At 37.0% G+C, this 26,809-nt stretch carries 25 protein-coding genes; 23 read left to right on the forward strand and 2 right to left on the reverse strand.

The annotated features are described in order from the left end of the window. Window positions 1–14: 14 nt before the first annotated feature. The 17 genes from QNI15_RS24225 to QNI15_RS24300 all read left to right on the forward strand — a co-directional run bounded on the left by QNI15_RS24225 (window position 15) and on the right by QNI15_RS24300 (window position 14,589). A complete protein-coding gene (locus QNI15_RS24225; RefSeq protein ID WP_314006022.1) occupies window positions 15–737 on the forward strand; it encodes a hypothetical protein in 723 nt (240 codons plus the stop codon). Window positions 738–844: 107 nt separating this feature from the next. Continuing rightward, complete coding sequence (locus QNI15_RS24230; protein WP_314034089.1) at window positions 845–2,368, forward strand: hypothetical protein; 1,524 nt, start codon at window positions 845–847, stop codon at window positions 2,366–2,368. Further along, window positions 2,368–3,447, forward strand: a complete 1,080-nt coding sequence (locus QNI15_RS24235) for a PQQ-binding-like beta-propeller repeat protein (protein ID WP_314006016.1) — start codon at window positions 2,368–2,370, stop codon at window positions 3,445–3,447. The genes QNI15_RS24230 and QNI15_RS24235 overlap by 1 nt, the downstream gene beginning before the upstream one ends. Window positions 3,448–3,670: 223 nt before the next feature. After that, entirely contained in the window at window positions 3,671–4,999 is a 1,329-nt protein-coding gene (locus tag QNI15_RS24240; RefSeq protein ID WP_314034091.1) for a hypothetical protein, read from the forward strand. Between the two features lie 15 nt (window positions 5,000–5,014). Next, window positions 5,015–5,704 carry a hypothetical protein gene (locus tag QNI15_RS24245; protein ID WP_314034093.1) on the forward strand — a complete coding sequence of 230 codons (690 nt, stop codon included), beginning with the start codon at window positions 5,015–5,017 and terminating at the stop codon, window positions 5,702–5,704. Window positions 5,705–5,928: 224 nt separating this feature from the next. Further along, complete coding sequence (locus QNI15_RS24250) at window positions 5,929–7,398, forward strand: hypothetical protein (RefSeq protein ID WP_314034095.1); 1,470 nt, start codon at window positions 5,929–5,931, stop codon at window positions 7,396–7,398. Window positions 7,399–7,408: 10 nt separating this feature from the next. After that, a complete protein-coding gene (locus QNI15_RS24255; protein ID WP_314034097.1) occupies window positions 7,409–8,125 on the forward strand; it encodes a hypothetical protein in 717 nt (238 codons plus the stop codon). A gap of 183 nt (window positions 8,126–8,308) precedes the next feature. Further along, window positions 8,309–8,734: an SMI1/KNR4 family protein gene (locus QNI15_RS24260; protein WP_313993311.1), complete on the forward strand. Its 426-nt coding sequence runs from the start codon at window positions 8,309–8,311 to the stop codon at window positions 8,732–8,734. Between the two features lie 67 nt (window positions 8,735–8,801). Further along, the gene (locus QNI15_RS39015; protein WP_390902214.1) at window positions 8,802–8,990 is read left to right on the forward strand and encodes an HNH endonuclease; all 189 of its coding nucleotides are present in this window, start codon (window positions 8,802–8,804) and stop codon (window positions 8,988–8,990) included. Window positions 8,991–9,001: 11 nt separating this feature from the next. Continuing rightward, window positions 9,002–9,421, forward strand: a complete 420-nt coding sequence (locus QNI15_RS24265) for an SMI1/KNR4 family protein (RefSeq protein WP_314034099.1) — start codon at window positions 9,002–9,004, stop codon at window positions 9,419–9,421. Window positions 9,422–9,605: 184 nt separating this feature from the next. After that, entirely contained in the window at window positions 9,606–10,145 is a 540-nt protein-coding gene (locus QNI15_RS24270) for a polymorphic toxin-type HINT domain-containing protein (protein ID WP_314034101.1), read from the forward strand. A gap of 65 nt (window positions 10,146–10,210) precedes the next feature. Continuing rightward, complete coding sequence (locus tag QNI15_RS24275; protein ID WP_314034103.1) at window positions 10,211–10,603, forward strand: hypothetical protein; 393 nt, start codon at window positions 10,211–10,213, stop codon at window positions 10,601–10,603. Window positions 10,604–10,614: 11 nt separating this feature from the next. Then, window positions 10,615–11,100 (forward strand): hypothetical protein, encoded by a 486-nt coding sequence (locus QNI15_RS24280; RefSeq protein WP_313993298.1) that lies wholly within the window; start codon window positions 10,615–10,617, stop codon window positions 11,098–11,100. 319 nt (window positions 11,101–11,419) lie between these two features. Beyond that, window positions 11,420–12,046 (forward strand): hypothetical protein, encoded by a 627-nt coding sequence (locus QNI15_RS24285; protein ID WP_314034104.1) that lies wholly within the window; start codon window positions 11,420–11,422, stop codon window positions 12,044–12,046. Window positions 12,047–12,326: 280 nt separating this feature from the next. Beyond that, window positions 12,327–13,007, forward strand: coding sequence for a hypothetical protein (locus QNI15_RS24290; protein WP_314034105.1), 681 nt, complete (start codon window positions 12,327–12,329; stop codon window positions 13,005–13,007). A 90-nt stretch (window positions 13,008–13,097) separates the two neighbouring features. Beyond that, window positions 13,098–13,991, forward strand: a complete 894-nt coding sequence (locus tag QNI15_RS24295) for a hypothetical protein (RefSeq protein WP_313993291.1) — start codon at window positions 13,098–13,100, stop codon at window positions 13,989–13,991. Window positions 13,992–14,031: 40 nt separating this feature from the next. Next, complete coding sequence (locus QNI15_RS24300; protein ID WP_313993289.1) at window positions 14,032–14,589, forward strand: alpha-ketoglutarate-dependent dioxygenase AlkB; 558 nt, start codon at window positions 14,032–14,034, stop codon at window positions 14,587–14,589. Between the two features lie 91 nt (window positions 14,590–14,680). Here the strand turns inward: QNI15_RS24300 and QNI15_RS24305 are convergent, their stop codons facing one another. Continuing rightward, complete coding sequence (locus QNI15_RS24305; RefSeq protein ID WP_314034107.1) at window positions 14,681–15,517, reverse strand: hypothetical protein; 837 nt, start codon at window positions 15,515–15,517, stop codon at window positions 14,681–14,683. Between the two features lie 330 nt (window positions 15,518–15,847). Here QNI15_RS24305 and QNI15_RS24310 point away from each other — a divergent pair, with 330 nt between their 5' ends. From QNI15_RS24310 to QNI15_RS24325, 4 genes are all read left to right on the forward strand, one after another. After that, a complete protein-coding gene (locus tag QNI15_RS24310; protein ID WP_314034109.1) occupies window positions 15,848–20,344 on the forward strand; it encodes a hypothetical protein in 4,497 nt (1,498 codons plus the stop codon). A gap of 21 nt (window positions 20,345–20,365) precedes the next feature. Next, window positions 20,366–20,959, forward strand: a complete 594-nt coding sequence (locus QNI15_RS24315; protein ID WP_313993281.1) for a hypothetical protein — start codon at window positions 20,366–20,368, stop codon at window positions 20,957–20,959. 502 nt (window positions 20,960–21,461) lie between these two features. Beyond that, a complete protein-coding gene (locus QNI15_RS24320) occupies window positions 21,462–22,598 on the forward strand; it encodes a hypothetical protein (protein ID WP_314034111.1) in 1,137 nt (378 codons plus the stop codon). 511 nt (window positions 22,599–23,109) lie between these two features. After that, entirely contained in the window at window positions 23,110–23,559 is a 450-nt protein-coding gene (locus QNI15_RS24325) for a peroxiredoxin (protein WP_314034113.1), read from the forward strand. A gap of 88 nt (window positions 23,560–23,647) precedes the next feature. Here the strand turns inward: QNI15_RS24325 and QNI15_RS24330 are convergent, their stop codons facing one another. After that, complete coding sequence (locus tag QNI15_RS24330) at window positions 23,648–24,463, reverse strand: glycogen/starch synthase (protein WP_313984675.1); 816 nt, start codon at window positions 24,461–24,463, stop codon at window positions 23,648–23,650. 345 nt (window positions 24,464–24,808) lie between these two features. Here QNI15_RS24330 and QNI15_RS24335 point away from each other — a divergent pair, with 345 nt between their 5' ends. Next, the gene (locus QNI15_RS24335; RefSeq protein WP_313993273.1) at window positions 24,809–25,906 is read left to right on the forward strand and encodes a Nif3-like dinuclear metal center hexameric protein; all 1,098 of its coding nucleotides are present in this window, start codon (window positions 24,809–24,811) and stop codon (window positions 25,904–25,906) included. A gap of 63 nt (window positions 25,907–25,969) precedes the next feature. Next, window positions 25,970–26,737, forward strand: a complete 768-nt coding sequence (locus tag QNI15_RS24340; protein WP_313993270.1) for a zinc ribbon domain-containing protein — start codon at window positions 25,970–25,972, stop codon at window positions 26,735–26,737. The last annotated feature ends 72 nt before the right edge of the window (window positions 26,738–26,809 follow it).

A 26,809-nucleotide genomic window follows, 5' to 3' on the forward strand; every position in this document is an offset into this window, starting at 1 on the left:
AGTATCAATAAAATATGAGAATGTATGTTTTGAGTACAAGTGGTTTTGACAAAATACAAAATACAATTTATCCTGATTTGAACCCTGATAAAATACCAGATCGTTATTTTTTGAATGAGAATATCAGTTATTTTGATCATTTTCTTCCTGCAAGCACCTCCTTTGCAAATATGATTCCAATGTATATTGGTGATAGACCTTCCGAAAGAATTCATATTATTTGTGATTTGCATTCATGGATTCGAAGAAATCCACCAGGATTGATGTATCCTGTTTCAGTTCGATTTAAAGAATTGCTGGAAGGATTTACACTTTTCTATTCTCGGTTTTATTCGGGAAGTGTAATTTGGTATGAAGATGGGAATCCATATACAGAAAAAGAGTATCCTTACTTTGTCTGGCATTTATTAACAGATAAAGATGTCGAATTGATAGATTTTAGCAGTTCGACATTTGGTAATTATGAGTTTATCACTAGTAGTTGGGAAAGTAATGAGCAAATACAGGTAGATGGGTATAAAGAATTACTAGAAAAAAAAGAAGCATTAGACTGGAGCGATTGGGGTTTTCGCAGAGCTGTAATGAAGCCCGAGTTTAGAGAAATAGATGCTATTTCTATTCATCGTTATGGAATTGTCATCTCAGAGCGCTTAAAAGAAGCGATAGAATCCGCTCAACTCACCAATGTTTCAATTACCCCTTGCCCGATTGAGTTTGAGATATCTGATCAAATATGATTAGTTCAAATATGATCAGTAGATTTTTTGGAAAATAAGTATAGGCCTTCGTTAGTAAACGAGGGCTTTTTTATGCACAGTTGGTCAAAGTTGGCCAATAGGAGAATTTGCAGGTAGGGGAAACGGTAGTAGCTCAACGTGTATCCAATGGCGAAACTGCTCTGCAAAGAATAGTCTCTATCAGTCGCAATCAGGTAAGCCGTCTGGTTCGTGTTATTGTTGGCAGAGATACTATCTGGAGCACAGTGACTCATCCGTTTGTGAGTGCAGACGGAAAAACGATTCCGGCAGGCAACCTTCGCAAGGGCATCTGGCTCAGAAAGGCAGTTGCTTCTGTGATACTCGCTTCCAGTTCTGTATTTGTGCCAGAGGCTCAGGCCGTTGTCGTAGATAGTGTGGCTATTGTCGATACCTCTGCTACTGTCTATAATCTGAGTATTAGAAATGCTGATACCTATTTTATAGGAATTGAAGGAGTCCAGGTATTGGATTTATGTGGTGTAATAAAGCAATTGGATGAAGTATTTGAAAACTTTGCTTCACTAAATCCCTCTATTAAAAAAAAGATTGCTGAAAAACTTGAACAAGTCGGTTTAACACAAAAAGTTGTTCAAAATCCTGATTTATATAAGACCTTTATCGGTAATCTGGCTGAAAATACTAAACTTTTGCAAAGCTTGCAGGCTAAGCATTTGGATAGCTGGGAGTTTATTTTTAAAGCAAGGGATCAAAAGATAGGTCTTTATAAAACGTACGAAAATATAAGTTTATTAGATTTGGTAGCAGAGTTGAGAGATAAGGCCTCTGTGGCTAATACCAAACTTAGTACTATGATTCAGAATAATAAGTTACGTCCCATTGGTAATTCAACCACGAGTAAGGCAGAAGTATATACAACTACAGATGAGGTAATTGGAAAATATATTGCAATGAGACAGAAAGCAAGTGATAGTTGGGCATTACGGGGAGGGGCTCCTCAACTTGAAACAGGTTTAAAAGATCTTAAATACTTTCTTGAAAACTGTAGCCAGGTAACTAACGCAGGTGCTTACCTGCACGAGCTTTTACAAACAGCCGGTAAATTTAATGGAGGAACATATGGATTAAAACTATTAACTCAACAAGGTAGTATACCAATGTTATCAGGATTGAAACTCAACAGTTTTGAAGAAGAGTTATTGCCTGATCCTACTGATCTGCACCGAATGGATATGAGATTTCTGGATTCAGAAGGAATAGAACTACTGGTAGAAACAAAAAATTATGGAAGCTTACGTTTTGAAAAAGAATTAGAAGGTGGAGGAACTGAATTGATAGAGAAACTTCAGCGAGATTCATTTAAGAATCAATTCTATGCATATCTAAAGAGAATAGACAATCTAGACGAATTAGGATATTTCTTCAATGCTCGTAAAGGTATAAAGCTTGAGGAGGTAAAGCTTGAATTTCAAAAAATATTCAAAATAGAAAACTCTAATGGGAATAATTATATTTATGATATGCTTCAAAAGAATAATTCTTCTCTTTTACAATCATTAGGTATAACCAATCCTAATCAAGGCTATCAGATATTTAAAACATACATTGACGATTTAAATAGTGATTTATATAAGTTTATAATTATTCAATAATGTATCTATACAAACAAAGCTACGTTAATGCAACCAGGTTTGTCTTTTTTGAAAAAGATAATACGTACTTATCATATAATAATCGTGTAGTTGCACTTGATAATAATAACTTTAACATTGTTTGGATAAGCTCTCCATTTAGAAATGTATTCAGTTTTATTGTTTACTCCGAGATAATATATGTATCTGACTATTATGATAATAAAAGCCACAATATTTACATTGATAAGAGTACAGGTGGGATTGTTAATAAAAAGTATGATCTGGCATTTTTTAGTCAAGAAAAATTAAATTGTGTATTATTTAATCAAATAGACGAGGTTAAGCAAGAATATATTGGTCTATTTAATCTTGACCAAAATGTAATAACTTGGCAAAAAGTTATATCAACAGGAGGATATTACCTTTATGAAAATAACTTCTCCATTTTTACAAATAGAAGTCATAGAGAAATAAAAGTTTTGGATAATCAGGATGGATCACTTGTGTGGGAGCTAGATATAGTACTTTCTGGTATTTATGAAAAGGGAGAGATAATACAACTATTGGGTATCTATCAAACTATATTATTGGTGGCAATTAAAGGTGGAAAACTGATAGGTATTGATATTCAGACAGGTAAGGTGGAGTGGTTGTTACAGGAAAGTATTACAGAGCAGTCAGAGTCTCAGCATTCTGTTCAACTTGTACAATATCTTCAATTACACTCCTTAAAACCTTGTTTATACGCATTGAAAAATCATATTTTTCAAAAAGTTACATTGAGTCCACATGTAAAAGCAGATCCTGTTTTCTTACAGGAAAAATTAAAAGATAAAGAAGGACATACTTTAAGTGTGAGAGCAGCAACATTAAAAGGAGATTATTTTTATTTTACCGCAGAAAGGGAAGGTTTTGGTTTTGGATCTGGGTTAGTTGGAGCCTTTCATATTGAAAGTATGGAAATAGTGTGGCTTTATGATATGCACTTTCCACAGGGTGTTTTTTTTGCAGGTGGAGAAGGTCCTAAAGTAGATGAAAAGCGCTTATATGTAATAGATAGTGAAGCTACATTATATATTTTTGAAAGAGAGCAATAACCTATACTAAAATACTACACCCTGTTTATTACACAAAGTAATTCTACTGTAAGTATTTTTTAACGTTACAATCATTCTCCTCAGTATTTCTACCAAAGCCATTCTAAATCAGAATGGCTTTGGTATTTGATTACGATTACCTATCTGTGGCAATCAGGTAAGCCGTCTGGTCCGTGTTATTGTTGGCAGCGATACTATCTGGAGCACAGTAACTCATCCGTTTGTGAGTGCAGACGGAAAAACGATTCCAGCTGGCAATCTTCGTAAAGGCATCTGGCTTAGAAAGGCAGTTGTTTCTGTAATACTCGCTTCCAGTGCTGTATTTGTGCCAGAGGACCAGGCCGTTGCAGTAGATAGTGTAGCGATTGTCGATACCTCTGCAACAGTCTATAATCTGAAAGTAGAGCACTTTGATGCCTATCTGGTTGGACAACATGGAATGGTGGTTTTAATGGCTTGTGATATTCAACGAGTTTTTAAAAATTTAAATCCCAAGCTAGCTGAAAAGCTAAAAGATCTGAAAGGCTTTGACCAGTTATTGGCAAATGCGGAGGTAGTTAAAGCAATAGAGGGTTTAGGCACTAAACGTGATTTGTTTTTAGAAAACCTGTTGAGTCAAAATCCGAATGTTAAGCCCGTTAGTAATCTGTTAACCTATCATATTTCAGAAATAGATCCGCAAATGATCGATGTCTGGAAACTATTGGATGAGAATAATAATACGCATAAGAAAATGGATTTTGAGTTTTTGAAAGAAAACAAAGGGAAATCAAAAACTAAAATTCTGGATGCCGTAAAAAAAGAAAATGATAAAGAAGTTTCTCTGGTTGTCAAAGCAGGCTCAACCACTAATTTAGCCAAGAGTCTGGATGTATTGGAGACAACAGAACCGGCGATGGCTCAAGCTTTACGAGATGCCTTTGAGCAAGGAGATCGAACTATATTCAAAGAAGAAGTAGTAGTCAACAAATTGAAAACGCTATTGGACAAAGACTACATTGGAACAAAAACGATGGTTAGCCAAGTTAGAGCAGTGATGATCAAAGACTTTAATGAAAAGATGGGGGAAGTTCTGAGTTTTGATGAGTTGATGCGCTTGACAAATAAGTCAGATACCTATCCCAATGGTTTAAATTTGGTTAGTGAAAATGGCTCAAGAGGAGCTATGTTTGAAACTTGGTTTAATACTAAGTTTAAGAGTGCCAAAGAATTTGGCGGCAATCTTAAACATAAATATGCGGTATCTATTACTGATAGAGATGGGAAAGTTCGAACCATTGTTATTGATAAGTATTATGATGAAAGTGGAAAAGTGATTGGTGTTGAACTGAAACATACACAAGAACTTTTATCAAAAAGTGTAGGTGAGCAATTGGATGATAGATTAATTGCTTTAGAATCCAATCAAGGTATAGAGAAATTTATTTATGTCTTTACAGATGCAAAAACAGCACAAAATAATTCATCTAGAATCAAACAGTTATTAGGTGAGGAAACCAAAATTTATTTTATAGAACCAAAAACAGAAGAACTAATTGAAGTAATAAGATAACCTTTTATTATTAAAATGATAAACAAAAACGACAAACTTTGGATACAATTTAGATTAGGAAATCTACCTTTACAAACTGAAAATTTAATTCAGATATTTTCTTTATTAGATGAAACTCCGCTTCCTAACCCATCAAGATTAGAGTATTGTAATTCAAATAATAAATGGAGAAGTATAGCAATCAATTCCTTTAGTGATAAGGAAATTATTGACTTATTAAAGTCTGATAATAAGAAAGCAGATGAATTAATGTTTGATAATAATGATTCTGATAACCATCCCTTTGTTTATATAAATAGAACACATTCTCCTATAATAGGAGTTACTATTGCTGTCCATTTTATCACAGATTGGACCAGTAACTTTGTTTTTAATTTATTTAAGTCCATATTAATGAAAATAAATTGTGGTGTAGGTGTTTGCCACTTCTCTAATGTACATGTTTCAATGTTGGAAAAACACTTTAGAGGACAGAAAAGAACTTTTTATTTACCTGCATTAAATTGGCTCCAATACTTAGGAAAAGAGGAATTAGAACGTCAAGGAGGTATGGAAGCTTTAGAAGCTAATCCTTTACTGAAAACAGAACGCATTCATGATGGATTGTTAATTCAGGTAGGAGAAAGCCCATACGACGCTTTTACTCCAGAAGGAGAAGAGTTATTGGTTAAGGCAACTCGTTCACTACCCCCTGTCAGAAAATAATATCAAATATATTCTCATTCTCAATTCTATTACCACCCTTGTATTAACAAGGGTTTTTTCATGTCGGGGTTGTCAAAATTGTTCAATAGGGGATTTTGCAGTGAGGTAGGCCAAACGTATTTCCAGTGGCGAAACTGCTCTGCAAAAGATAGTCTCTATCAGTGGCAATCAGGTAAGCCGTCTGGTTCGGATTATGGCAGGTAAAGATACCCATTTGGAGCACAGTGACTCATCCGTTTGTGAGTGCAGACGGAAAAACGATTCCAGCAGGCAATCTTCGCAAGGGTATGTGGCTCAGAAAGGCAGTTGCTTCTGTGATGCTTGCTTCCAGTTCTGTATTTGTGCCGGAGGCTCAGGCCGTTGTCGTAGATAGTGTGGCTATTGTCGATACCTCTGCTACTGTCTATAATCTGAAGGTAGAGCAATTCGACGCCTATCTGGTTGGACAAGAAGGAATGGTGGTAAAAGTACCCTGTAAGATACAAGCACAGGTACTTGCTTTGGGAATTACACCCGCTGATTTTCCAACTTCGCAGATGTATGATGACTTTCTGATAGATGCTACCCATCTGGACTTGTCTATCTTTCATAAAACCCATCTGGATGCGTGGAAGGTGTTGTATGAGTCAGGTTCTCCTAATTTGCGAAAAAATAGTGAGATAGTTCAAAAGATGAAATCTGCTCTGGAAACAAAGAATCGCCCTGCCAACCTTTCAAATACGGATATTGCTACTGCTATTGGTAGTTCATCAAGTAAAGAAAAGATGATTGACAATCTGATCAAGGCCACAGATGAAGACGCCTATCGAAAGGCACTGACAGATGTAAGTGCACGTGCTCAACTGGCAGCCTATCTGAAAGCAGGCTTTCCCAAAGGGTCTAAAGCAGTAGCCGCTGCAGAAGCCATTAATCAGAATTTTAAGAAGTTTCTCAGAGAGAGAAAACTATCAGTTGAGATTGATGATTTGGCAGAAGGAGTAACTGATTTGGGTGGTATGTATAAAAGTCAGTTTAAGGATTTTCTGATCAAGTTGAGAAGTCCCAAATATGCAGCTTTTCGATCTCGTTATCAGGATGAGTTGATAACCAACTATTTTCCTGCTGATTGGTTAACCCGTTCGGATATAGATGAATTAACGAAGGAGATATTTGAGAAAATGGACACATGGGAGAACTTTTTTGATGGAATGGGCTATCAGGTACATCATATTTTTCCGGTTAATTTGTTTAAAAATTCACCTGGATTTAGGATCTATTATGAATTTTTCTCAGGAGATGTGTTAGATTTCAATGCGTTGAAAGATTTGCGTAATGCATTAATGCTACAAGGTAAGAAGGTTGATGGTAGTTTTGTATTAGGTGTTCATACCAATCATGATTACTATGAAACCGCTCTTGGTGCTTACTTGGATATGAAAGCAGATGAATATATAGCTGGTCTGAATATAGATAATGTTAAAAATATAGAGCAACTCTTTGATAAAGTTACAGACCAGGATAAACTTAAAGTTGAACTACGGAAAGTTGCGAATCAGTTAGATGATGATGTAGATGAGATAGCTACTAAACTCAAACCATTACTGATAGAGAAGTCAGTAAAAGGATCTGGTGGCCAGATGATTGATGTTAATGATGTTTTAAACTATTATCCTGCTCCAGATCAAGTTAATGCCATTATTGATTTATTAAAATAACCTAATTCGAATGAATAGTAGATTCTATACTTTTGTGCAAAGTGGCACCACCAGAGAGGATTATGCCTATGCTCAGATTACTGAGCAAGAGTATGTAAGTAGTGGATTTAAATCTTATAGTATAGATGATATTATTTGGGAAAATCCTATTGTATTAGAAATTGACCTGGTTCCCTTGTATGAGGGCGTAGTCAGTGAAAAACAGTTTCGTCATTTTATTGGTTTTCGGTCTGATGTCTTGCGTAAGACAGTAAGTACAAATCCATTAAATCGAATAGTTAGTGTTGAACTAAAAACATTTTTAGAGCAGTTTATTCTCTCTCCTCATGGATTCTATCCGGTCAAACTTAGGCATGACTTAACTAACGAAGTAAGAGATTATTTTTTATGGCATACTTTCAATATTGTTACCAAAGAAGTGATCTACCCTGTATCGGAATTTGAACTTGTTACCAAGCGAACCAAGGAATTGATAAAGACTTATGGAAAAGGAACGTTTGAAAATGAAGATCAGTACAAAGGACAGCTACATGATGAGTTATATGAAAGAAAAAATTTACTTCGTCCAGTAAAGCTTTATTATTCCCAGCCTTATGATGTATTATCTGCAGGTGTAAACATGATTGTAATAAGCGAGAAAGTGAAACAAGCAATGGAAGAAGCTTTCCCCTCAATGGAATTTCATGAGTTTACCGACTATCAGATCATAACAGGCTATCAGGCTTAAACAGATGATATCTACTTACTGCCCTTGTTAACACAAGGGCTTTTTTTATGCACAGTTGATCAAAGTCGTCCAATAGGGGATTTGCATGTAGGCCAAACGGTAGTCTACATTTCAGGGTATGGCTCATAGTGGCTCTGTAGCTCAGTATAAAGCTTATTTTCAAGCCAAATCACTTTATAAAGAATGAAAGATCTTACAATAATTTCCTTATCTAATAAGATAGTAGGTTCTTTAGAAGAACTGAATGAATTAGGAACTGAATTCAATATAGATTTACCACAGGAATTTAAAAGTTTTATTGTTAAATATTTGGGTATGTCCGTTAAAGAAACCTATTATCAAGGAGTCCCCCAATTTAAGCAATTTCTTAAGGTAAGCTCAATTGGAAAGATTCTTGCAGGACATAGATATTATGGAGTAGAGGGTTATTTTCCCTTTGCAATAGATTCAGGAGGCTGGGACTATAATATCTCTTTACGTCCAGAAACGTATGGTCAGGTTTGGGTTAACAAATGGGATAATGGAGGAGTCGGTGAAGAATGTTTTCATTTTGTAGCCAATAGTTTCGAGGAATTTATTGATGGATTAGAACCAGAAGAAGATGTATAACTGTCATAAGTACTACTTGCATGAAAAGCCTCTTTCCACAAAGAGGCTTTTTAGTTTCTTTGTGGAAATGAGAAAATACATTCCTGGATTTAGTAAGCCAGATGACTACATATGGCATCATTTGGATGACTTAGAAGTAGACTCAAATGGTGATGCGTGGTGTACGATGCAATTAGTAGATTCAGATGTGCATAGTGCGGTTGGTATGAGACATTCTGGTGCAGTTGCACAATTCGATAAGTATTATCAACCATAGATTGAAAATAAATGAAACAGCTAACAATTGCTCCACGTATCACTAAAAGTGAGATTAGACTCTTGGAAGAAGAGCTAGAAACTGTTTTTCCCGAATATTATTTTGAATTCATGAAATTATATTCAGGGCTTGGAGTTCTAGAGAATAGATTTCAAAGTGATAATGAAAAGATATATGAGATTTCATCCTTTTGTAAGATGAGGGTTATTTATGATTACTCTAAACTGTTTAAAGAGCAAGGGTGGGGGATTAAAATACCTTTTGCGATGGATAATGGTGGGTGGTTGTATTGTATTTCTTTAGATGAAGAAGATAAAGGAATTATTTATCTGCATAATGTGGATTGGACAGATAAACAAGATGCTTTTGAAAAAGTAGCCAATAGCTTCGAAGAATTCATTAATGGCTTACAATCAGAAGAAGATGTATAACTGTCATAAGTACTACTTGCATGAAAAGCCTCTTTCCACAAAGAGGCTTTTTAGTTTCTTTGTGGAAATGAGAAAATACATTCCTGGATTTAGTAAGCCAGATGACTACACTTGGCATCATTTGGATGACTTGGAAATAAATGTTTTATAAACAAAAGGCCTTCTTATTCGCCACTCAGGCAAAATGCTATCGATTTACAGTGGGGGTAAGCTGATTGCTTCGACAACAGAAGAGCATCCGTTTTATGTTCAGTACAAGCAGAATAATAGTGTGGTGGCTTCTGTGCAGAATGTATTCTATTCAGTATGTAAAGATCATCCAGTAAGTAAAGGCCAATATATAGCAGGTCAATATATAGCAGGTCAATATATAGCAGGTCAATATGTAGCAGGTCAATATGTAGCAGGTCAATATGTAGCAGCTCGAAAGCTAAAAGCAGGAGACCGCTTGTTAAGCAGGTTATTGCCAACAGTCCTGATTGATAGTGTGTTTGTGAAAGATACCCTGATCAGAGTGTATAACTTTGAGGTGACTCAGTGGCATAACTATCTGGTGGGTGAGCAAGCTGTTTTGGTGCATAATGCAAAATACTTTGGTGGGAAATATGTAAAAGATATTATAACAGGAAATAAAGAAAAGTTTGGAGAGCTATATAGAAAGGAAATAATGGATGAGATCCATTTTGGATTAAAAAATATATCTACAATCCACACAATGATATAGATTTAACATCATATGCAAAGTTGGCCGATAAGCCGACTGTATCAAAAGGAAAGAATATATTATATATGGATTATTATATTCCTGATGATATTAATACTGCCATTACAAAAAATAAAGCACATTTAGGAGATTTTAGTTTAGGAAAAGAGATGTTCGAAGATTCATATACTTATTTTAAAAATAAGCTAGGAAAGGATTTGGATGGTATATATGGAGAATGGATAAAATCAGATGCCTATGCAGCTTATGGGGGAGAATCGCTTAATTTGAAGAAATTTAGAGAATTTATTGAAAAGGGAATGAGCAGAGAAGATGCAGCTTTTGAAACCATAACGGGTAAATGGGCAAAAGAAAAAGGCTTTACTAAAGTTAAATTCTTTGATGATCCTTTAGAATTTACAGATAAGTTGCCAAGATTTGATAAAAACAATAGAGTAGAAGTGATTTTCTATAGATAAAACACCTATTTATGAAATATTTAATAAGTACTAAAAACTTAAAGGATACTAATTATGAGTATATTGTTTCTAACCTTCATTTTTCTATTTACTCAAAAGCCTCACAAATTCCAGAAAAAGGTACATATTACTATAATGTATACGAACTTATAGAAAATATCTATAAACATGGTTTATCTTTTTATCATTACAGTCTGCTGCAAGAAGGAAAAGAAAATTTCTTCATAGAAAAAACAGAACTTGCACAATTTGTAGAGTCTATAAAAAATACTATAAAAAAAGAATTAGCAAGAAGAGATGATGAAAATCGTCCATATTTGAAGCATACGATTCGAAAAATATTTGAAGGGGAAGAAATAAAACTTAATAATAAAGATGATTCCGATGATATTCGTATAGTTGGCTTGATTTCATTTCTAAATATGCTGCAAGATGCGTATGAGAAAAATGAGAAGGTCTATTTTTGTGTGTATACACCACCACCTTCTGACTGGTGAGCAATTATACAGGGTGAGAAATCTTTACTATATCAAAGAGTTATTGGGGCAAAAGCTGCCTTTCTAAGGACAAATTAGATGCTATTTATATTAAACCTTTGTCATTGATTGACAGAGGTTTTTTGTTTGACGATCAGCATTGTACAACCGGATTTAACAGCACACATAAATCTCAGGGCCTTTGTATCAATTTTCAAGTGATTTTCCAGGGATTGAACTTACAGTCGTAGGACCAAAAGTAAAAATAGATACCACAGAATTACGCCAGTTTAGAGTAGTAAATAAGACATTAACCGATTTCCCCTGATCTAGAATATCCATGCTTACCAAAGTAAAGAACCTGACTCAAACTGCCCAAGTAGCTTTTTTTACCTTATCTGCTTTGCATGTCATACATGTATTGAAAGATAAACGTTCACTGACTTTAGATTTACTCAGGCAAGCGGGAAAACCTGTTTGGGAAAATATAAATGAAGATGAATGGAACAATACTGGTGAGCAATTATATAATTGGTGTCTGGACACCTACCAACAAATCACTAGCTGGATGGGAGAGAAAGATATGTTTGGTGATTTTTTTTATGATAATTGTATTAGTAATAAAGTGGTTAACTATTTGGGCTACTATAGTGAGAATTATCAATCTGTGGAAACGTATAGTTTGAGTGCCTTGATTGATGCTGTATATATCGCTTGTCATAGAATGATGCTTTATGATCAAATAGGAATGCCTTCTGATGTTGTTGAAGTAGGAATAAATACCTTCCGTTATTGTCTGGAGACTGCCCAACAGGCCAGTGCTGATCCAGTGGCAGAGAAACAATGGCAGGAAGGGATTATCCGGAGATTACTGGAAAACTTCTACACAGAAGATCCCAATGATTTTGGTCCCAATATATCTCAGAAGTATCTGGAAGATTTGTTTGGAGAAAAACTTCCTTTTTAAGAATGTTTCCAAGTTTTATTTGTCTAAGCCTTTGTTGGTAACAGAGGCTTTTTTGTTTGCCTGCTTTTACTGATAATCAGGATATTGTTTATCCTTAGATTCGGGATGGAAAAGTAAAACAGGTTATTAGTTCTGATAGTACATTAAAGAAAGCTTTTGGTCTTGTTCAACCAACACCTATTAAGAATGGATCAATTATTCAGTTAAACAATAGAGTTGACATATATTATAATAATTTTCAGGGTGGTATAGGTATAAAACAGTTCTAATATTTAAATACATGATTACTACGAGTGAAACATTAAGAGAAATAAAAAGTAAATTTGATGATGTCCTTTTAAAAAAGGGATTTGAAATTAACAGTATTGGTTACTATGTCTATAAGACAAAGGATGCTACTTATACTTTCTTTGTTGGAATAGGTCCCAATTATTATCCGGTTTCCTTCGATTTAGTTGCAGGTTTAAGTATTTCTATTCATTATGTAGATGATATCTTCAATAAACTAATGTACCAGTTTGATGAAAATTTTATAGCAAAAAGAAATACTTGTGGAACCAAATTATTGTACTTTAAAAGTAAGTTGAATTTACATTACGAAATTACCGCTCACTCAAATATAGGAGACGTTCTTGATGAAGTTGAAGCCTTACTTAATGATAATGGATTTGAATTTTTCAATAGGTTTACAGATATAAGAGAAATAGATGAATCAGTGAATGTTAAGAGAGGTTTCTATGATGAAGTCGGATCTATCATAGGTGGTGATTTGGTGGAAAAAGCAATATTAGCTTTAATACTAGCAAAATTATGTCGTCCAGAGGCTGTAGAAGCACTGGCCGTTCAATATCGAGATACATTATATAATGATGCATTTTATTTGAGTCGGTATGATCCAGCTGTAGAATATCTGTTAAAAACAGATATCGGTAGCTATCGCCATATTCAACCTCCTTTCTAGGAAACCAGGTTCGTTGCTCTATTATATCTTGTTTTGAATGAATGGATTGGTTTGTGAAAAAGGAAATAGAAAATACTCCCAATCAAAGCTATGACTGATTTTAAAGAATTTTATGAGCAAGAATACAATCGTTTCCGATTTACACAATATGGAGCAGTTGATCATACAGATACACCACTGATGGCATTTATTTCAGGTTACTTATATGCTCAGAAAGAGAATACATTGGAACGGTGTATTCGTTTGTATTTGAGTAACAAGTATCAAATTGATGGAAAATGGAACAGCTGGAAAGAACAAATAGACCATTATGCCTTTCTGAATAATGAAAAATGGGATGAGGGATTTTTCAGATTAATTCATGAAATACATAATGATGAATTGGTATTTGAAGAAGAGAGTGGGATAGCTGAAAAAGATGAAATTGTATGGGAACAGGAAATAGAAGTACTTGATCGTATTCATTTGCAGGATGGTACCTCCCTGGAGGTAGGAGATGTGATTCAATTGGCAGATAAAATAGATGAAGATTACAGACAAACCAAGTTTTATGATGTTTCTCTTCGCAATCCCAACTGGGAACTGTTTTATCCATCAGAGAAGGACTTTGACCATGTCTATTTTTATATAAGCCGTAAAGAAGGGGTTAAACCCTTTACAGTTGGAAGGGTACGACGTCTTTTCAGTAATACGCTGGCTAAGATCGAATTAATAGGCATTCAAAAGGGACAGCTGGTTGTTTATACAGATCTGTTCAAAATAGAAATAGAAAAGGCTTTACAAATACAAGAAGTCAAACTTATCAAAAAGAATGTTCCTGAAGATTCTTTTATTAATTTTATCTCATTTGATTTAGTATGTTTCTCATGCTTTACTTATGAGGACCTGATTAATCAGTGGAGTTTTTTTGAGCTACACTGTTTAAAAAAAGAGTGGGAGAGATATAATAGAAATGTAAACGGATTTTGGTATAAAAGAAGCTGAAATCTTACTCATAATTACTATCTGTAAAAGCAATCATCCTATGGATATACCCGGACTTACCTATATTGAAAATTTTGTATCAGTAGATGAGGAACACGACCTTGTTTCTCAAATTGATAACGCTACATGGCTGGCCGACTTGAAACGACGTGTTCAGCATTATGGGTATAAATATGACTATAAGAAAAGACAGATAGACGCCTCTATGAAGATAGACGATATTCCAGTATGGGCTGTTAGGATTGCAGATCGTGTATATGAGGCTGGTTATATACCATACCAACCGGATCAGTTGATTATCAATGAGTATTTGCCTGGTCAAGGCATTGCTTCTCATATTGATTGTGAGCCTTGCTTTGAGGATACAATCATTTCGCTAAGTCTGGGATCGCATTGTGTTATGACTTTTACAGAAAAAGAAAGTAATCACAGTGAAGATAAAATAATACACTCAAAAAGCTTACTGGTTATGCAGCAACAGGCCAGATACAAATGGATGCATGGCATCAAAGCGAAAAAAAGTGATATGGTTGAGGGTGTTAAAAAGATACGACAACGCAGAATATCTCTCACATTTCGGAAAGTGATTCTAAGTTAGTCACATTGATAACATGATACTTGCCTGTCAGGTAGGCAACCCGACAGCTCAGTAAAAGTAAGCAGGAAAATAAATAGAAAATACCTGTAGTTTAAGATGAAAGTATAAGGCGTAATGAGTTATTATACAGGGTGCTATCTAATTTATTTAAAGTAAGGTGAGAGGTGAGTAATGCACCGTTCCTTGTTAGGTAGTAAATACCTGACAAACTGTTGAAAACATGTTGTGGCCTTGAGTGCATTGCTGCAAAGGTGCTTCGGGCATTTTTTGCTGATACCTTCTTATAGGTTGGTTTTACTATATTTGTACTGAATGCGTTATGCATAATTGGTTGATCTATGGATTGATTGGAATGCTCCTTCTGTGTTAATGCCGTTCCCTGGGAGCCTGCAACGGCGTCTGTTTGTGTCGTGACCAGTGCCTTTTGCTGTGTTTTTACAATATGCAATGCCATGAACATTTCAAAATCCATAAACTCATATTTCTCAGCTTGTTCTGATTTCTTCCAGATGTCATAGGCTGCTTTGGCACGGATACGCACCTGATCCCGTTTCAGCTCTTTGAGAATATATTTAGCTGCATTGTCCTTATCTTTTTTTCTGTCAAGCACCGCCAGACGAAGATCGCTGCGTTTGTATTGAATCGTGAGATCCTTCCATACCGATTCAGCTTTCTTTAATTGTTTATTTTGTTCCTTTGAGACAGGTCGAGCTTCCAGTTCCGCTTTCTGCTGAGTTGCCTGGGCTAATAAGTTTGTTAAATGAATATGATCGGCCAGAGATTGCTTTTCATCTTGTGCAATTTTTCGGATGCGTTTGAGCATATGATGCAATTGTTCATTGAGACGCGCCTCTTCAGCCATCAGGCGATAGTATTCTGATCTATATTTACGAATGGTACTGTCAGTGGTATATTTTTTATAAGCCATAGTGGTTGAAAAAGTAGTAAATGCTACATGAATAATGAGATAAATATACTTATTTTTTTGGAGTTTATACAATATTTTTTGCTTTAATTTGTGTTGTATAATTCATTGTTTATGAGTGGGTTGTGTATTGTATTTGGAGGTTTGCTACTTGTGTTTATATAAGAGTGAAATTATTGCCGGGTATCGTCCTAATTTGATGGTCTGATACAATATGCACCAATCCTACATATGTAAGGTTTGTAAATTTCCTTGACGCCCCATACTGTTATTTTTTATTTCTTTTGAGTACCACTTCTGAAAAGAATTCTCTCTGAAAAAACTCACCGTTGTATGCGAAAATTGCGAACGGGACATCTCTCGGTATGTGTCTGCGCTTTTGTTTTAATAGGTATTTTCCTTCTGAAATTTGATACACTTCACGCTCAAAATCCTGAGATAAAAGGCAAGCTGGTTTCTCCATTATATAAACGAATTCTGGCGGTTTGTAAGGCCGTGCAGGAAAACGGTCGCACAACAGAAACCTTGACAGCCGGAGATTTTACCAAACTTCCTGTAGGACTAATCAAAACAGTAGGCGAAAACAGATATGTGATAGCCATAGATAGCGCCTACTATAACGAACGGGGATGGTTCTTTACAGCCTATTGTATGCTCACTATTCCTGGTACCACAGAACCTATCGCCTTTGCTGGCCGGGGACTTGCATTCAATGCAGCCGGTCTGGCATCTACCAATCTGGCTCGTCTGGTACTGGTCTCAGAACATTCCGTAGATATCGGCTCGCATGTTACACTGACTATCCCGTCTGACAACAGCAACTATGTGGAGTTTGATTGCAATGGGTTCCGGTCTGTTAATCTGAAAGGACTCTTTTCGTTTGACAAAGGATTGCTGATTCCGGATGTAGTAGAAAATCAGGATAATCCACCTTCTGCCGTTACCGCCACATTTGCTGTGAATGCCACTGATCTGAACAATATGATGATTTCAACCAGTATTTCACCCTTTCAGATCAAAGGCCTTAAAGACTTTTCATTTTCTGTCGTGAATGCCGTGGTAGATATGAGTGATATCATCAATCCTCCCGGCTTTAGTTTCCCGCAGGATTATCAGCAGGCCTATGGAGAAGATATCACCTTGTGGAGAGGATTTTATCTGCAGGAAGTTGTCGTGAAATTACCCAAAGAGCTGGCAAGTCGTGGTGAACGAGCCAGTGCCAATGCCCGTAACCTGCTCATTGATGAACTGGGAGTGTCTGGTCTTTTTGGATTGAAAAATATACTGAATGCGTCTGCTGATGGATGGCCGTTTTCGGTGGATAGTTTGGGAGTGCAACTTGTACATAATCGGTTGACTGGTGGTGGTTTTGCTGGGAACATGCAGGTGCCTTTTCTGGGAAAGGATTCCTTACGGTATCAGGCCATGATGATACAAACCGAAAAATCTACGGACTATTCGCTGAGTCTGGCGACTCTGAAGAATAAAGAATATTCCATGCCATGGTCTGGTAAGCTTACCTTAAAAAAAGGGAGTGCTATCAAGGTGGAATCCAGAGATGGCAAACTGATTCCTTCGGCACTATTGCATGGTGTGCTTTCTATTGAAGCGACAAGTTTATTACAAATAAAGTCTATTGATTTTCAGAATCTGGGACTAACAACACAGAAGCCTTATCTGGTGAGTGGTGTGTTTGGTTCAGGTTCCATGCCAGATTCTATTACAGTTACAGACCCGGAAGGTAAGAAACAAACTATTGCACAACCACGGGTGGCTAAGTTTCCGGTCAGTATTGATTCCATCCGGCTTGGGATTTATCAGGGACAATTTGCGCTGGGACTTGGGGTAGGACTCAATCTGATGGGAGCCCAGAACTCATCCGATAAAGGATTGTCGGTACGTACCTTTGTACAGGTATTGGCTAAAGTGGAAGAACGAACTCAGACCAATGGCGATATAAAAACCAAAACCCAGCACTGGGAATTTGATAAAGTAAAGATAAGTGATATCTCAGTATCCTGTCATGTGACTGCCTTTGATCTGGAGGGACGACTGACACTGTTTGATGATGACCCGGTTTATGGCAATGGATTCAGAGGAAATATATCCTTTGCCTTGTCGAAGATCATGAAAAAGCCGATTCAGATCAATGCGTACTTTGGTAGCATGCCTACCTACCGCTACTGGCATCTGGATGCGTATGTGCCTACAGGTAATATCCCTGTGATTCCTCCTGTGAGCATTACAGGGATTCTGGGAGGAATGTCCTATCACATGACACGGCCTAAAGCCTTTGTTCCCGATTATTCCAAACTAAATGTCGTTAATGCGGATACTGTACGACAGAATAACCCAAACAATACAGAAACCCGTAACAGTGGAGCCGAGTTTGCCTACGTTCCGGATTCAACTGCTTCACTAGGCTTTATGGCTGGCGTAACACTGATTACCGGGTCAGACAAAGCCTTTAATGCGGATGTAACACTGGAAGCGGCCTTTAATCAGGGAGGAGGATTGCGGTATGTAGAGTTTAAGGGAGATGGTTACTTCTTTACCGCTGTACAGTCCCGTGCACGGGGTGCCGAAGGCAAAACCACAGTGCCGCTCTATGTTAGCATGGCTATGCGGTTTGACAATGACAATGATGTGTTACATGCTAATATGAAGGGGTACCTGAATGTGCAGAATGTGATTCGGGGTACAGGTGCCAATGGGTTGATAGGAGAAATCGTAATACATGCCGATCCGCAGGACTGGTATATCTATGTGGGACGTCCCAGTCAGATGTTGGGCGTGAATATGGCAAATATCGCTACGGCTAAAGCCTACTTTATGGTCGGAACCAAAGTAGAAGATCTGCCTTTGCCCCCTTCAGAAGTGGCAGAGGTATTTGATAACATAGATCTGAACTTCATGCGGGATGAAAATGCTATTTCATCCGGTAAAGGGTTTGCACTGGGGGTACATATTAAAGTAGCAAAAAGTGTAGAGGTAACTCCTTTCTATGCTTCTCTGGCTCTCGGTGGTGGGGCAGATGTTATGCTGAGAAATTATGGCGAAAAAGCTACCTGCCGCGGACAATCAGGCACGTTAGGAATGAATGGCTGGTATGCTTCCGGACAGGCTTATATATTCCTTGCCGGTAAAGTGGGCATTCGGGTAGGGAAAAGAAAAAGATCTTTTGATATCATTAGTTTGGGCGCAGCGGCTCTGCTTCAGGCTAAACTGCCTAACCCAACCTGGATGCGGGGTGGTATAGCCGGAAAATATTCTATCCTGGGTGGACTAGTCAAAGGTAAAGTGAACCTGACCTTTACTGTTGGGGAAGAATGCGAAATTATTGCTCCTGGCAATGAACTGGGAGATATTGAGGTTATCGCTGACATTTCACCAGCCGCAAGCAGCCAGGATGTGAGTGTGTTTGCAGCTCCTCAGGTATCATTCAATACAAAGGTAGGATCAGAACTGAATATGATGAATAATCAGGATCAGCTGAATACCTACCGCATTGTGACAGATGAAATTAAGATCGTCCAGAATAAACAGGCTGTAAATGCCGTGCTGGAATGGAATGAAAAAATGGATGTGGTAGCACTAAATACACCGGAAACATTGCCTCAGGAAACTTCTCTGATTGTGCGTGCAAAAATCCACTGGGAAAAGAAGGAACAAAGTGGATGGACAGCCCTGAAAGATGAGAATGGACAAATTGACTATGAAGTGAAAGAAAGCAACTTTGTGACGGGGAAAGCTCCTGATTATATTCCGGAAGAAAACATAGCCTACAGCTATCCGGTGAAGAATCAGTATCACCTCTATAAGAAAGAGCATGGTCAGGGATACATCAAACTGAAAAAGGGACAAGCGTATTTGTTTGATGAAAAAGATAATGTAACCAGCTGGAAATACACAACCCGTTTTGAAGCGGGTAGCGGTACACTAGTGGAATCTCCGCTTTCGTATCAGAAAAGTGAATCTACTGTTTTATTTGCCCTTCCAGAGGCATTGGCAAATGCAACTGTATACAAACTGACACTGATCAAAACTCCTCAGGCCAGTGAAGCGGTAGACGCCAATGTAAAAAGAAGCTCATCCGAGAAAGTTTCAGGCGATAATACTGTGGAGGTGACTACCAATACACTGGAAGGTACGGCTGTCAATAATGTAGAGAAAAATCTGTATGCAAGTGCTTTCCGTACCAGTATGTATAACACACTGGCAGATAAGTTAAATTCTCTTTCTGACAGACAGGACCGACTGGATATTGCTTCAGGCAATACACTGGTGATAGGCAAAGTAATGACAGGAGAGGAAACATTTGACGAAGCCGAAATAAAAGGCAACGGAACTGTACAACCTTTGGTACAGGTAGAGGCTTCTCCTGACAACAACTGGTACAGTAAAACGATCTATCCATTGTTGTATGAACACTATCCGTTGGATAACACCGTGACTGTATCCCGGCCATCTGCTGCCCAAACGGGTGTTCCTCCATTAAAAGGGGTAAAACTGCAATACATGAACGGGCAGTCAACCTATCGTCTGACAGACAATCAGGTAAGTGCCGGATATGCTGCTGCACAGGGGGGGCAGATACTACTTGGGTATTACCTGGATTACTATGTGCTTCAGGATTACAGCGAACTTACCAATAAGGCAATCGCGAGATATCTGGATACCAAAGCGCCTTCCGGACCCGGCTGGGAACAGTTACGAACTGTGAAGGGCTATACCAATCTTGAAAAAGGAAGCTATCCGGTCATCCTTAAATATGTACTGCCTGGTTCAGAACAGGTAACGTCCAGCCAAACTATAACGATACGTTTGTAGAGAGGCTACTCACAATAAACTATGGGTAATAAAGAAGAGATAGGTATAGAAAAATTAACTATCAAAGCAAAAGTTCTCCTTATGTTATTATCATCTCAACATTGTTTATCTTTTCTGAAAGAGAGACCATCTTTAGTATTTGATATAGAGGAAGTAATGGAGATAAATGGATGGTTTTTGCAATCTTTTGAGAATATTGTTAAATGGTTAGAAGGGTATTCAATAGAAGGAGAAATATTTTACAAAGAATTTATATATAGTAAAGTGGCCAACTACAACGGTTATTATAATCATTACCAGCAACCAAAAGAGTCTGATGCCTATAACTGTTGTTTGTCTACTCTCTATTTTTCTTGTAAGTCAATAATGATGTTTTCAAATAAAGATTATAACAAATTTCCCTCCGATATTGCAGAGGTAACAGACAATACAGTAATAAGATGCCTTATTTTTTCTCAACAAGCGAGTTTAGATCCGGAATTGGAGAAACAATGGCAGGAAAGAGTTCTTGATCGCTTACTGAAAGATCACCTTGAAAAAGAGCTTGATGAATTCGGTTCAACTATTTCTCGACACTATATCAACGATTTATTGGGACAGAAACTTCCTTTTTAAGATTGTATCTATAATTCTTGGTGACTGAATTTATTAGAGAATGTCCCAATGATCAATCACTATATTACGTTTGTCTTGGAAAAGCTCGTTCGTTTGATCAGATTGATGACCGAGAATAGAAGGTTTAAGAGAAGAATAATTACAAGCTTTCCAACAACTTATTCCGCTCAGTCGACCTATTACTCAGGCTGTAAGAGACTATTTGAAGGATACGTAGGTAGAGATGAGGAACAATGGTTATCCTGTGATCTGCCAAGACAAATAAACAAACCAAACATTATCTATGGTGATCCTATCTAATATGAATTTAAAGTCGGAGAATTTTCTTCGACTTTTATTTTTTAATACCTGACATGATAGGTAATAGATATTAAAAAATGATGTAAAAGACATATATAAGCAAATAAAACGAAAAAAAATTTTTTTACTACTACAATCATAATAACTTGATAAAATTAATCCTCCCCATTCATTTTTTTATTTACCATTTAACAACTTCCTTATGTTACCAGCACAAGTTATTCGTTTAGTAGAAAAAGGTCCAGGTTTTCCATGGTGGGTACATGTTATCCAGTTTGTGTGGCAAGCAGCTTTGATATCACTGATTGTTTATCTTATTTATCGACTTTTCCGATGGGCCAACAAGCATTCTTCTTCTAGGAAAGGTTCGACAGGAAGCACTACCTCTATGATGTTTCTTATTTTTTGTGCGGTAAGTTTTACTGCTTGTACGAAAGAAGAGCCACAAGCGGTAACCAATTTAGAAAAACTAAATAAACTTGAAAAAGAATTTGGGTTGGAAAGAAAGACTGATTTATCACCTTCTGAGGTTCTGCATTTTAAAACGGTTGAAGAAGCGAGAGATTTTTTGAATTTGCTGAGTAGTAATCAAATCCAGAATCCTTCTTTTGAAAAGTTACTCATGCAGGCTCTGCCTCCAGATCAAAAAGCAAAAGTGAGTGCAAGGGTAGATAATTCAAACCCAGATCCCAACTCCGATGGAGGTACAACATCCGGTTTTCCTACTACACCTTTACCTGGGTTTCCCGGATTACCAGGTATACCTGGGTTTCCACCAAAGAACAAAGGAATTTTAGTGTCTAATTTACCTGTTAATCTGGCAACTTCGATTGATTTTATTTTTACGTATGATAACGGAGTAATAAAAGATGCAAAAGCAGAAGTAAAGGGAGTTGTTATTGGAATTATTTTCAAAGTGAACAGTTGGACACAAACAAAATATTATAGTTCAATAAATACTTACGTCATAGAAATCGTATGTGATCAAGGTATTGGTTTTGCTATTGATAATCTGGATGTTATCAATGCTTTTAGTTATAGGGTAAAATATGTTGTTGTAGTCAGCCCTGATAAATCCATGGGCACGGTGTACACATATATGTTGGCAAGTAATAACCCTAGTGTCAAACCAGGCCCGATTAATTATGGTAGTCCAGCTGGTAGCGGTGGCACAATACCTGGTGGTTCAACACCTGGCGGTGATGCGGGTAGTCCAGGTGGTACTGGTGGTATACCAACATGGGTTTTGGTCCCAAAACCAAGTGATACTGCAGAACCACCATTAGACGATCATCCACAAGGTGCACAACCTTCGTATGCGAGAGTAACTAAACAATAAAGATTTTTTTCGGGGTAAGGATTAAAAAAAGCCTAAGTAAAATCTTACCGTGTTGACAGATCTCTGGCAAGCAAGAATCTGTCAAAGATGGCATCAAACCTTTTAAGCCCATGCCAAAAAGTGGTGATGCTAGGCTTTCGCCCAGATTGATACCCTTTCCAACCGCCCAATCGAGCAATAACCCATATATACCGTTTTAGAGTAGACGGTGCATATGGGTTTTTTAGTTTTTGTGTATTACTCTCCAAAATGGGTATTTGCAATTCCATTATAGTGGTGAACCAATCAATAAAGAACTTTTTAAAGACCTGCATTGGGAATATTCATCTGAGGACATTGTAGGGTTATAGGAAGGATAGTGCTTTTTCCTAATTATGTAATAATTTTCAGTATATTGGTTACTATGCATAGAATTGATTGCTGATATTTGAGTCTCTTTATAGTCTTATCAAGTAATAGCTGAATGGGATTGTAAATACTCATAGTCAAAAATTATTACGCACACTGTTACATGTTACACATAAAAGACAAAGCTCCTAATTTTACATTGCCTTCTACCTCAGGTAAAACGTTTACCTTGTACAAGGATATGCTGCTCAAGCCTTGCATTCTGTATTTTTATCCGAAGGATTTTACTCCTGTGTGTACAGAGCAGGCTTGTGGTTTTCGGGATACATTTGATTTACTCAGAGAACTGGATGTTCAGGTAATTGGTATCAGTCGTGATGATATAGAAACCCATATGCGGTTTCGGGAAGAGTTTAAGTTGCCATTTGAACTGCTCTCAGATGCGGATGGAACGGTAGGGAAGAGTTATGATCTGGTGCCGAAGGATATGCCCTTCTTTACCCGGCGAACTACCTATCTGCTGGACAAACACCATGCGATTGCCGGTGCGTATGAGAATCTCTTCTCGACAGGATTAAATCTGAAAGAGATTGTATCCAAATTAAAACACTGAGGAAGTATAAGGATATAAAAACAAAAAGACTCTGCTTATGTAAGCAGAGTCTTTTTGTTTTGAAACAGTGTCTATTCGGAAAGAAACCTTAACTAAATAACTCATTGTACAAGTTATAGTAGGAATCACTGAATGTTTCTTCATTGGGTTCGATGTAGTTTATTTTCTTCTCATCGAACTCAGCAAATAACTGAGTCAGTTTGTCATTGAAACGTTCTTCCGCTTTAAGCACTACATCTGCATAAGCCATCCCTGTACGAATAAATGCTGAATAGTCGGCTGTTTTCAGATACGATAACATACCGTCTTCGATATCCATCATTTTTACTTTTTCCAACAAATCCTGTTCGTCAAATTTATGTGTAAAGAAACTGTTATACACAGTAAATACAGATTTTGTATTTTTAAACATCGGATCATTTTTGTACGTTGTTTTCAAATACATTGGGATCAGGCTAGTCATCCAGTCATTGCAATGTACAATGTCAGGTGACCATCCCAGTTTCTTTACAGTTTCCAATACACCTTTACAGAAAAAGATAGCTCTTTCATCGTTATCGGGATGGAACCGATTGTCTTTATCAAAGAAGACAGATTTACGATGGAAGTAATCTTCGTTGTCTATAAAATAGACCTGTAATTTAGCATTTGGAATAGATGCTACTTTAATGATTAAAGGCTTTTCTTCATCTCCCACTGCAATGTTGATACCGGAAAGTCTTACTACTTCATGTAGCCGGTTTTTCCTTTCATTTATTAAACCAAACCTTGGAACTAATATTCGGATTTCCATACCACGCTCTTGCATGGCTTGAGGAAGTCTTCTTACAAAATCAGCAACTTCAGAGGTTTGGAGGAAGGGATTAATCTCGGTAGCTACATAAAGAACTCGGAGTTTGCTCATATATCTTAAGAAGGTTATGATGAACTAAAATGGAGGAGCAGAAAATCTTAAACCACACAAATTTTACGCAAAGATAGTAAAAAAAAATTGCATTTTAGGCAATTATTCTGATAAAAAAGTATTATCAGAATGAAAATCAATGTATTATTGCCAGTTTGTTTTTGTGAAAATTTGTGTAATTAGTTTGTTTATCAGCGAATAAAAGGATAAATAAAAGGCCAAGGAAACATGTATGTTTTGCTAGTATTTTTTACAAATAAGTGTTGAGAGGACATATTTTTCTCGGAACCGTAAATACATTTTTTTACTATTTCAGGATTTAAACCAACAAGGGATTCTTATAAGATGACACGTATTGCAGATGTAATAAAAATAATGGAAACATGGGCTCCACTAGCCTATCAGGAAAGTTATGACAATGCAGGATTACTGGTAGGAGATGCAGCAGATGTCGTAAAAGGGATATTGATTAGCCTGGATACTACAGAAGAGGTCATAGATGAAGCAATTGCCAAAGGATGTAATCTGGTAATAGCCCATCATCCCATTATATTTAAAGGACTAAAAAAGATTAATCGTACTAACTATATTGGACGGACGGTTGTAAAGGCCATACAGAATAATATAGCCATTTATGCTACTCATACCAACCTGGACAATGTACACAATGGAGTGAATTTTCATATTGCCTCACGCCTGGGTTTACAGAATATTCGGGTTTTATCTCCCAAAAAACAAACTTTACAGAAGCTGGTTGTGTTTGTACCAGTAGAGGATACAAAAGTTTTACTGGATGCCTTAAGCAGTGCCGGGGCAGGTGTGATTGGAAACTATTCCGGATGTAGCTTTCGGGTAATGGGTACAGGTTCTTTTACACCTAATGAAACAGCCAATCCGTACATAGGACAGGCCAATCAGCCTGAAGAGGTAACAGAGAATCGTATAGAGGTCATGTTTCCGACATATCTGACAGGGAAAGTGCTGGCAGCTATGAGACAAGCACATCCTTATGAAGAAATTGCTTACTATGTCACAAGCCTGGAGAATGAGAACCAGGAGGTTGGATCTGGTGCCATAGGTACATTGGCGGAACCTGTATCTGAAACGCAATTTCTGCAGTTTTTAAAAGATCAGATGCAGACCGGATGCATACGTTATACTGCTTTACGCGACAAACCCATTCAGAAAGTAGCTGTATGTGGAGGGGCTGGAATATTTTTGTTGAATGATGCCATACGGGCTGGAGCAGATATATTTATTACCTCAGATGTCAAATACCATGAGTTTTTTGATGCTGACAAACGTATCGTGCTGGCAGACATAGGACATTATGAAAGTGAAGTTTTTACAAAAGATTTAATTTTTGCGCATTTGTCAAAAAAAATAAGTAATATTGCGGTCAATTTGTCGGAAACTACCACAAACCCTGTTTTTTACCTGTAAAGCATACTATTTGTATAGATAATTGAGTGACTTAAAACTCAATCCCAATTCTAATAATCATATATGGAACTTACTGTTGCTCAAAAACTCGAAGCTCTTCTCCATCTCCAAAACATTGATTCCAAGTTAGACGAAATTCTGAAAATTCGCGGTGATCTTCCTGAAGAAGTTCAGGATCTGGAAGATGAAATTGCCGGATACCAGACTCGTATCGGAAAATTTGAGAAAGAAATAGATGTACTGGATGGTGAAATCGAGCAACACCGACTGGCCAAGAAAGACGCTGAAAAGCTGATCAACAAGTATAAAGATCAGCAGATGAATGTGCGTAACAATCGTGAATATGATGCCATCAGCAAAGAAATAGAATTACAAAATCTGGAGATGGAACTTGCTGACAAGCGTATTGGTGAAGCAAATAGCAAAATCAATCGGAAGAAAGACGAGATTCAGGGCGTACAAAATACACTTAGTGAACGGAAGAAAGATCTGGACAATAAGAAAAAAGAGCTGGATGTAATTACATCTGAAAATCAAGAAGAAGAGAAACGTTTGATAGCTGAACGTGAAAAGCAGGCAGAACAAATTGAAGATCGTTTACTACGGTCATACACTAAAATTCGCTCCAATGCACAAAATGGCCTGGCCGTTGTATTGGTAAGACGTGGTGCCTGTGGGGGGTGCTTTAACATTGTTCCTCCCCAACGTCAGGTTGAAATCCGTGAAAAGAAGAAAATTATTGTTTGTGAACATTGCGGCCGTGTATTTGCCGATGTAGAAGAAGTGCCTCTTGAGAAACCTAAAAAGATAATGGCAGATCTTCGTCAATAATATTTAAAATTTGAATGAGAGCGGCAGATTATACAATAATCTGCCGCTTTTTGTTTTCTGTATATTCGTATT

The organism is Xanthocytophaga flava (assembly GCF_030068545.1).
GTDB classification, from domain to species: Bacteria; Bacteroidota; Bacteroidia; order Cytophagales; family 172606-1; genus Xanthocytophaga; species Xanthocytophaga flava.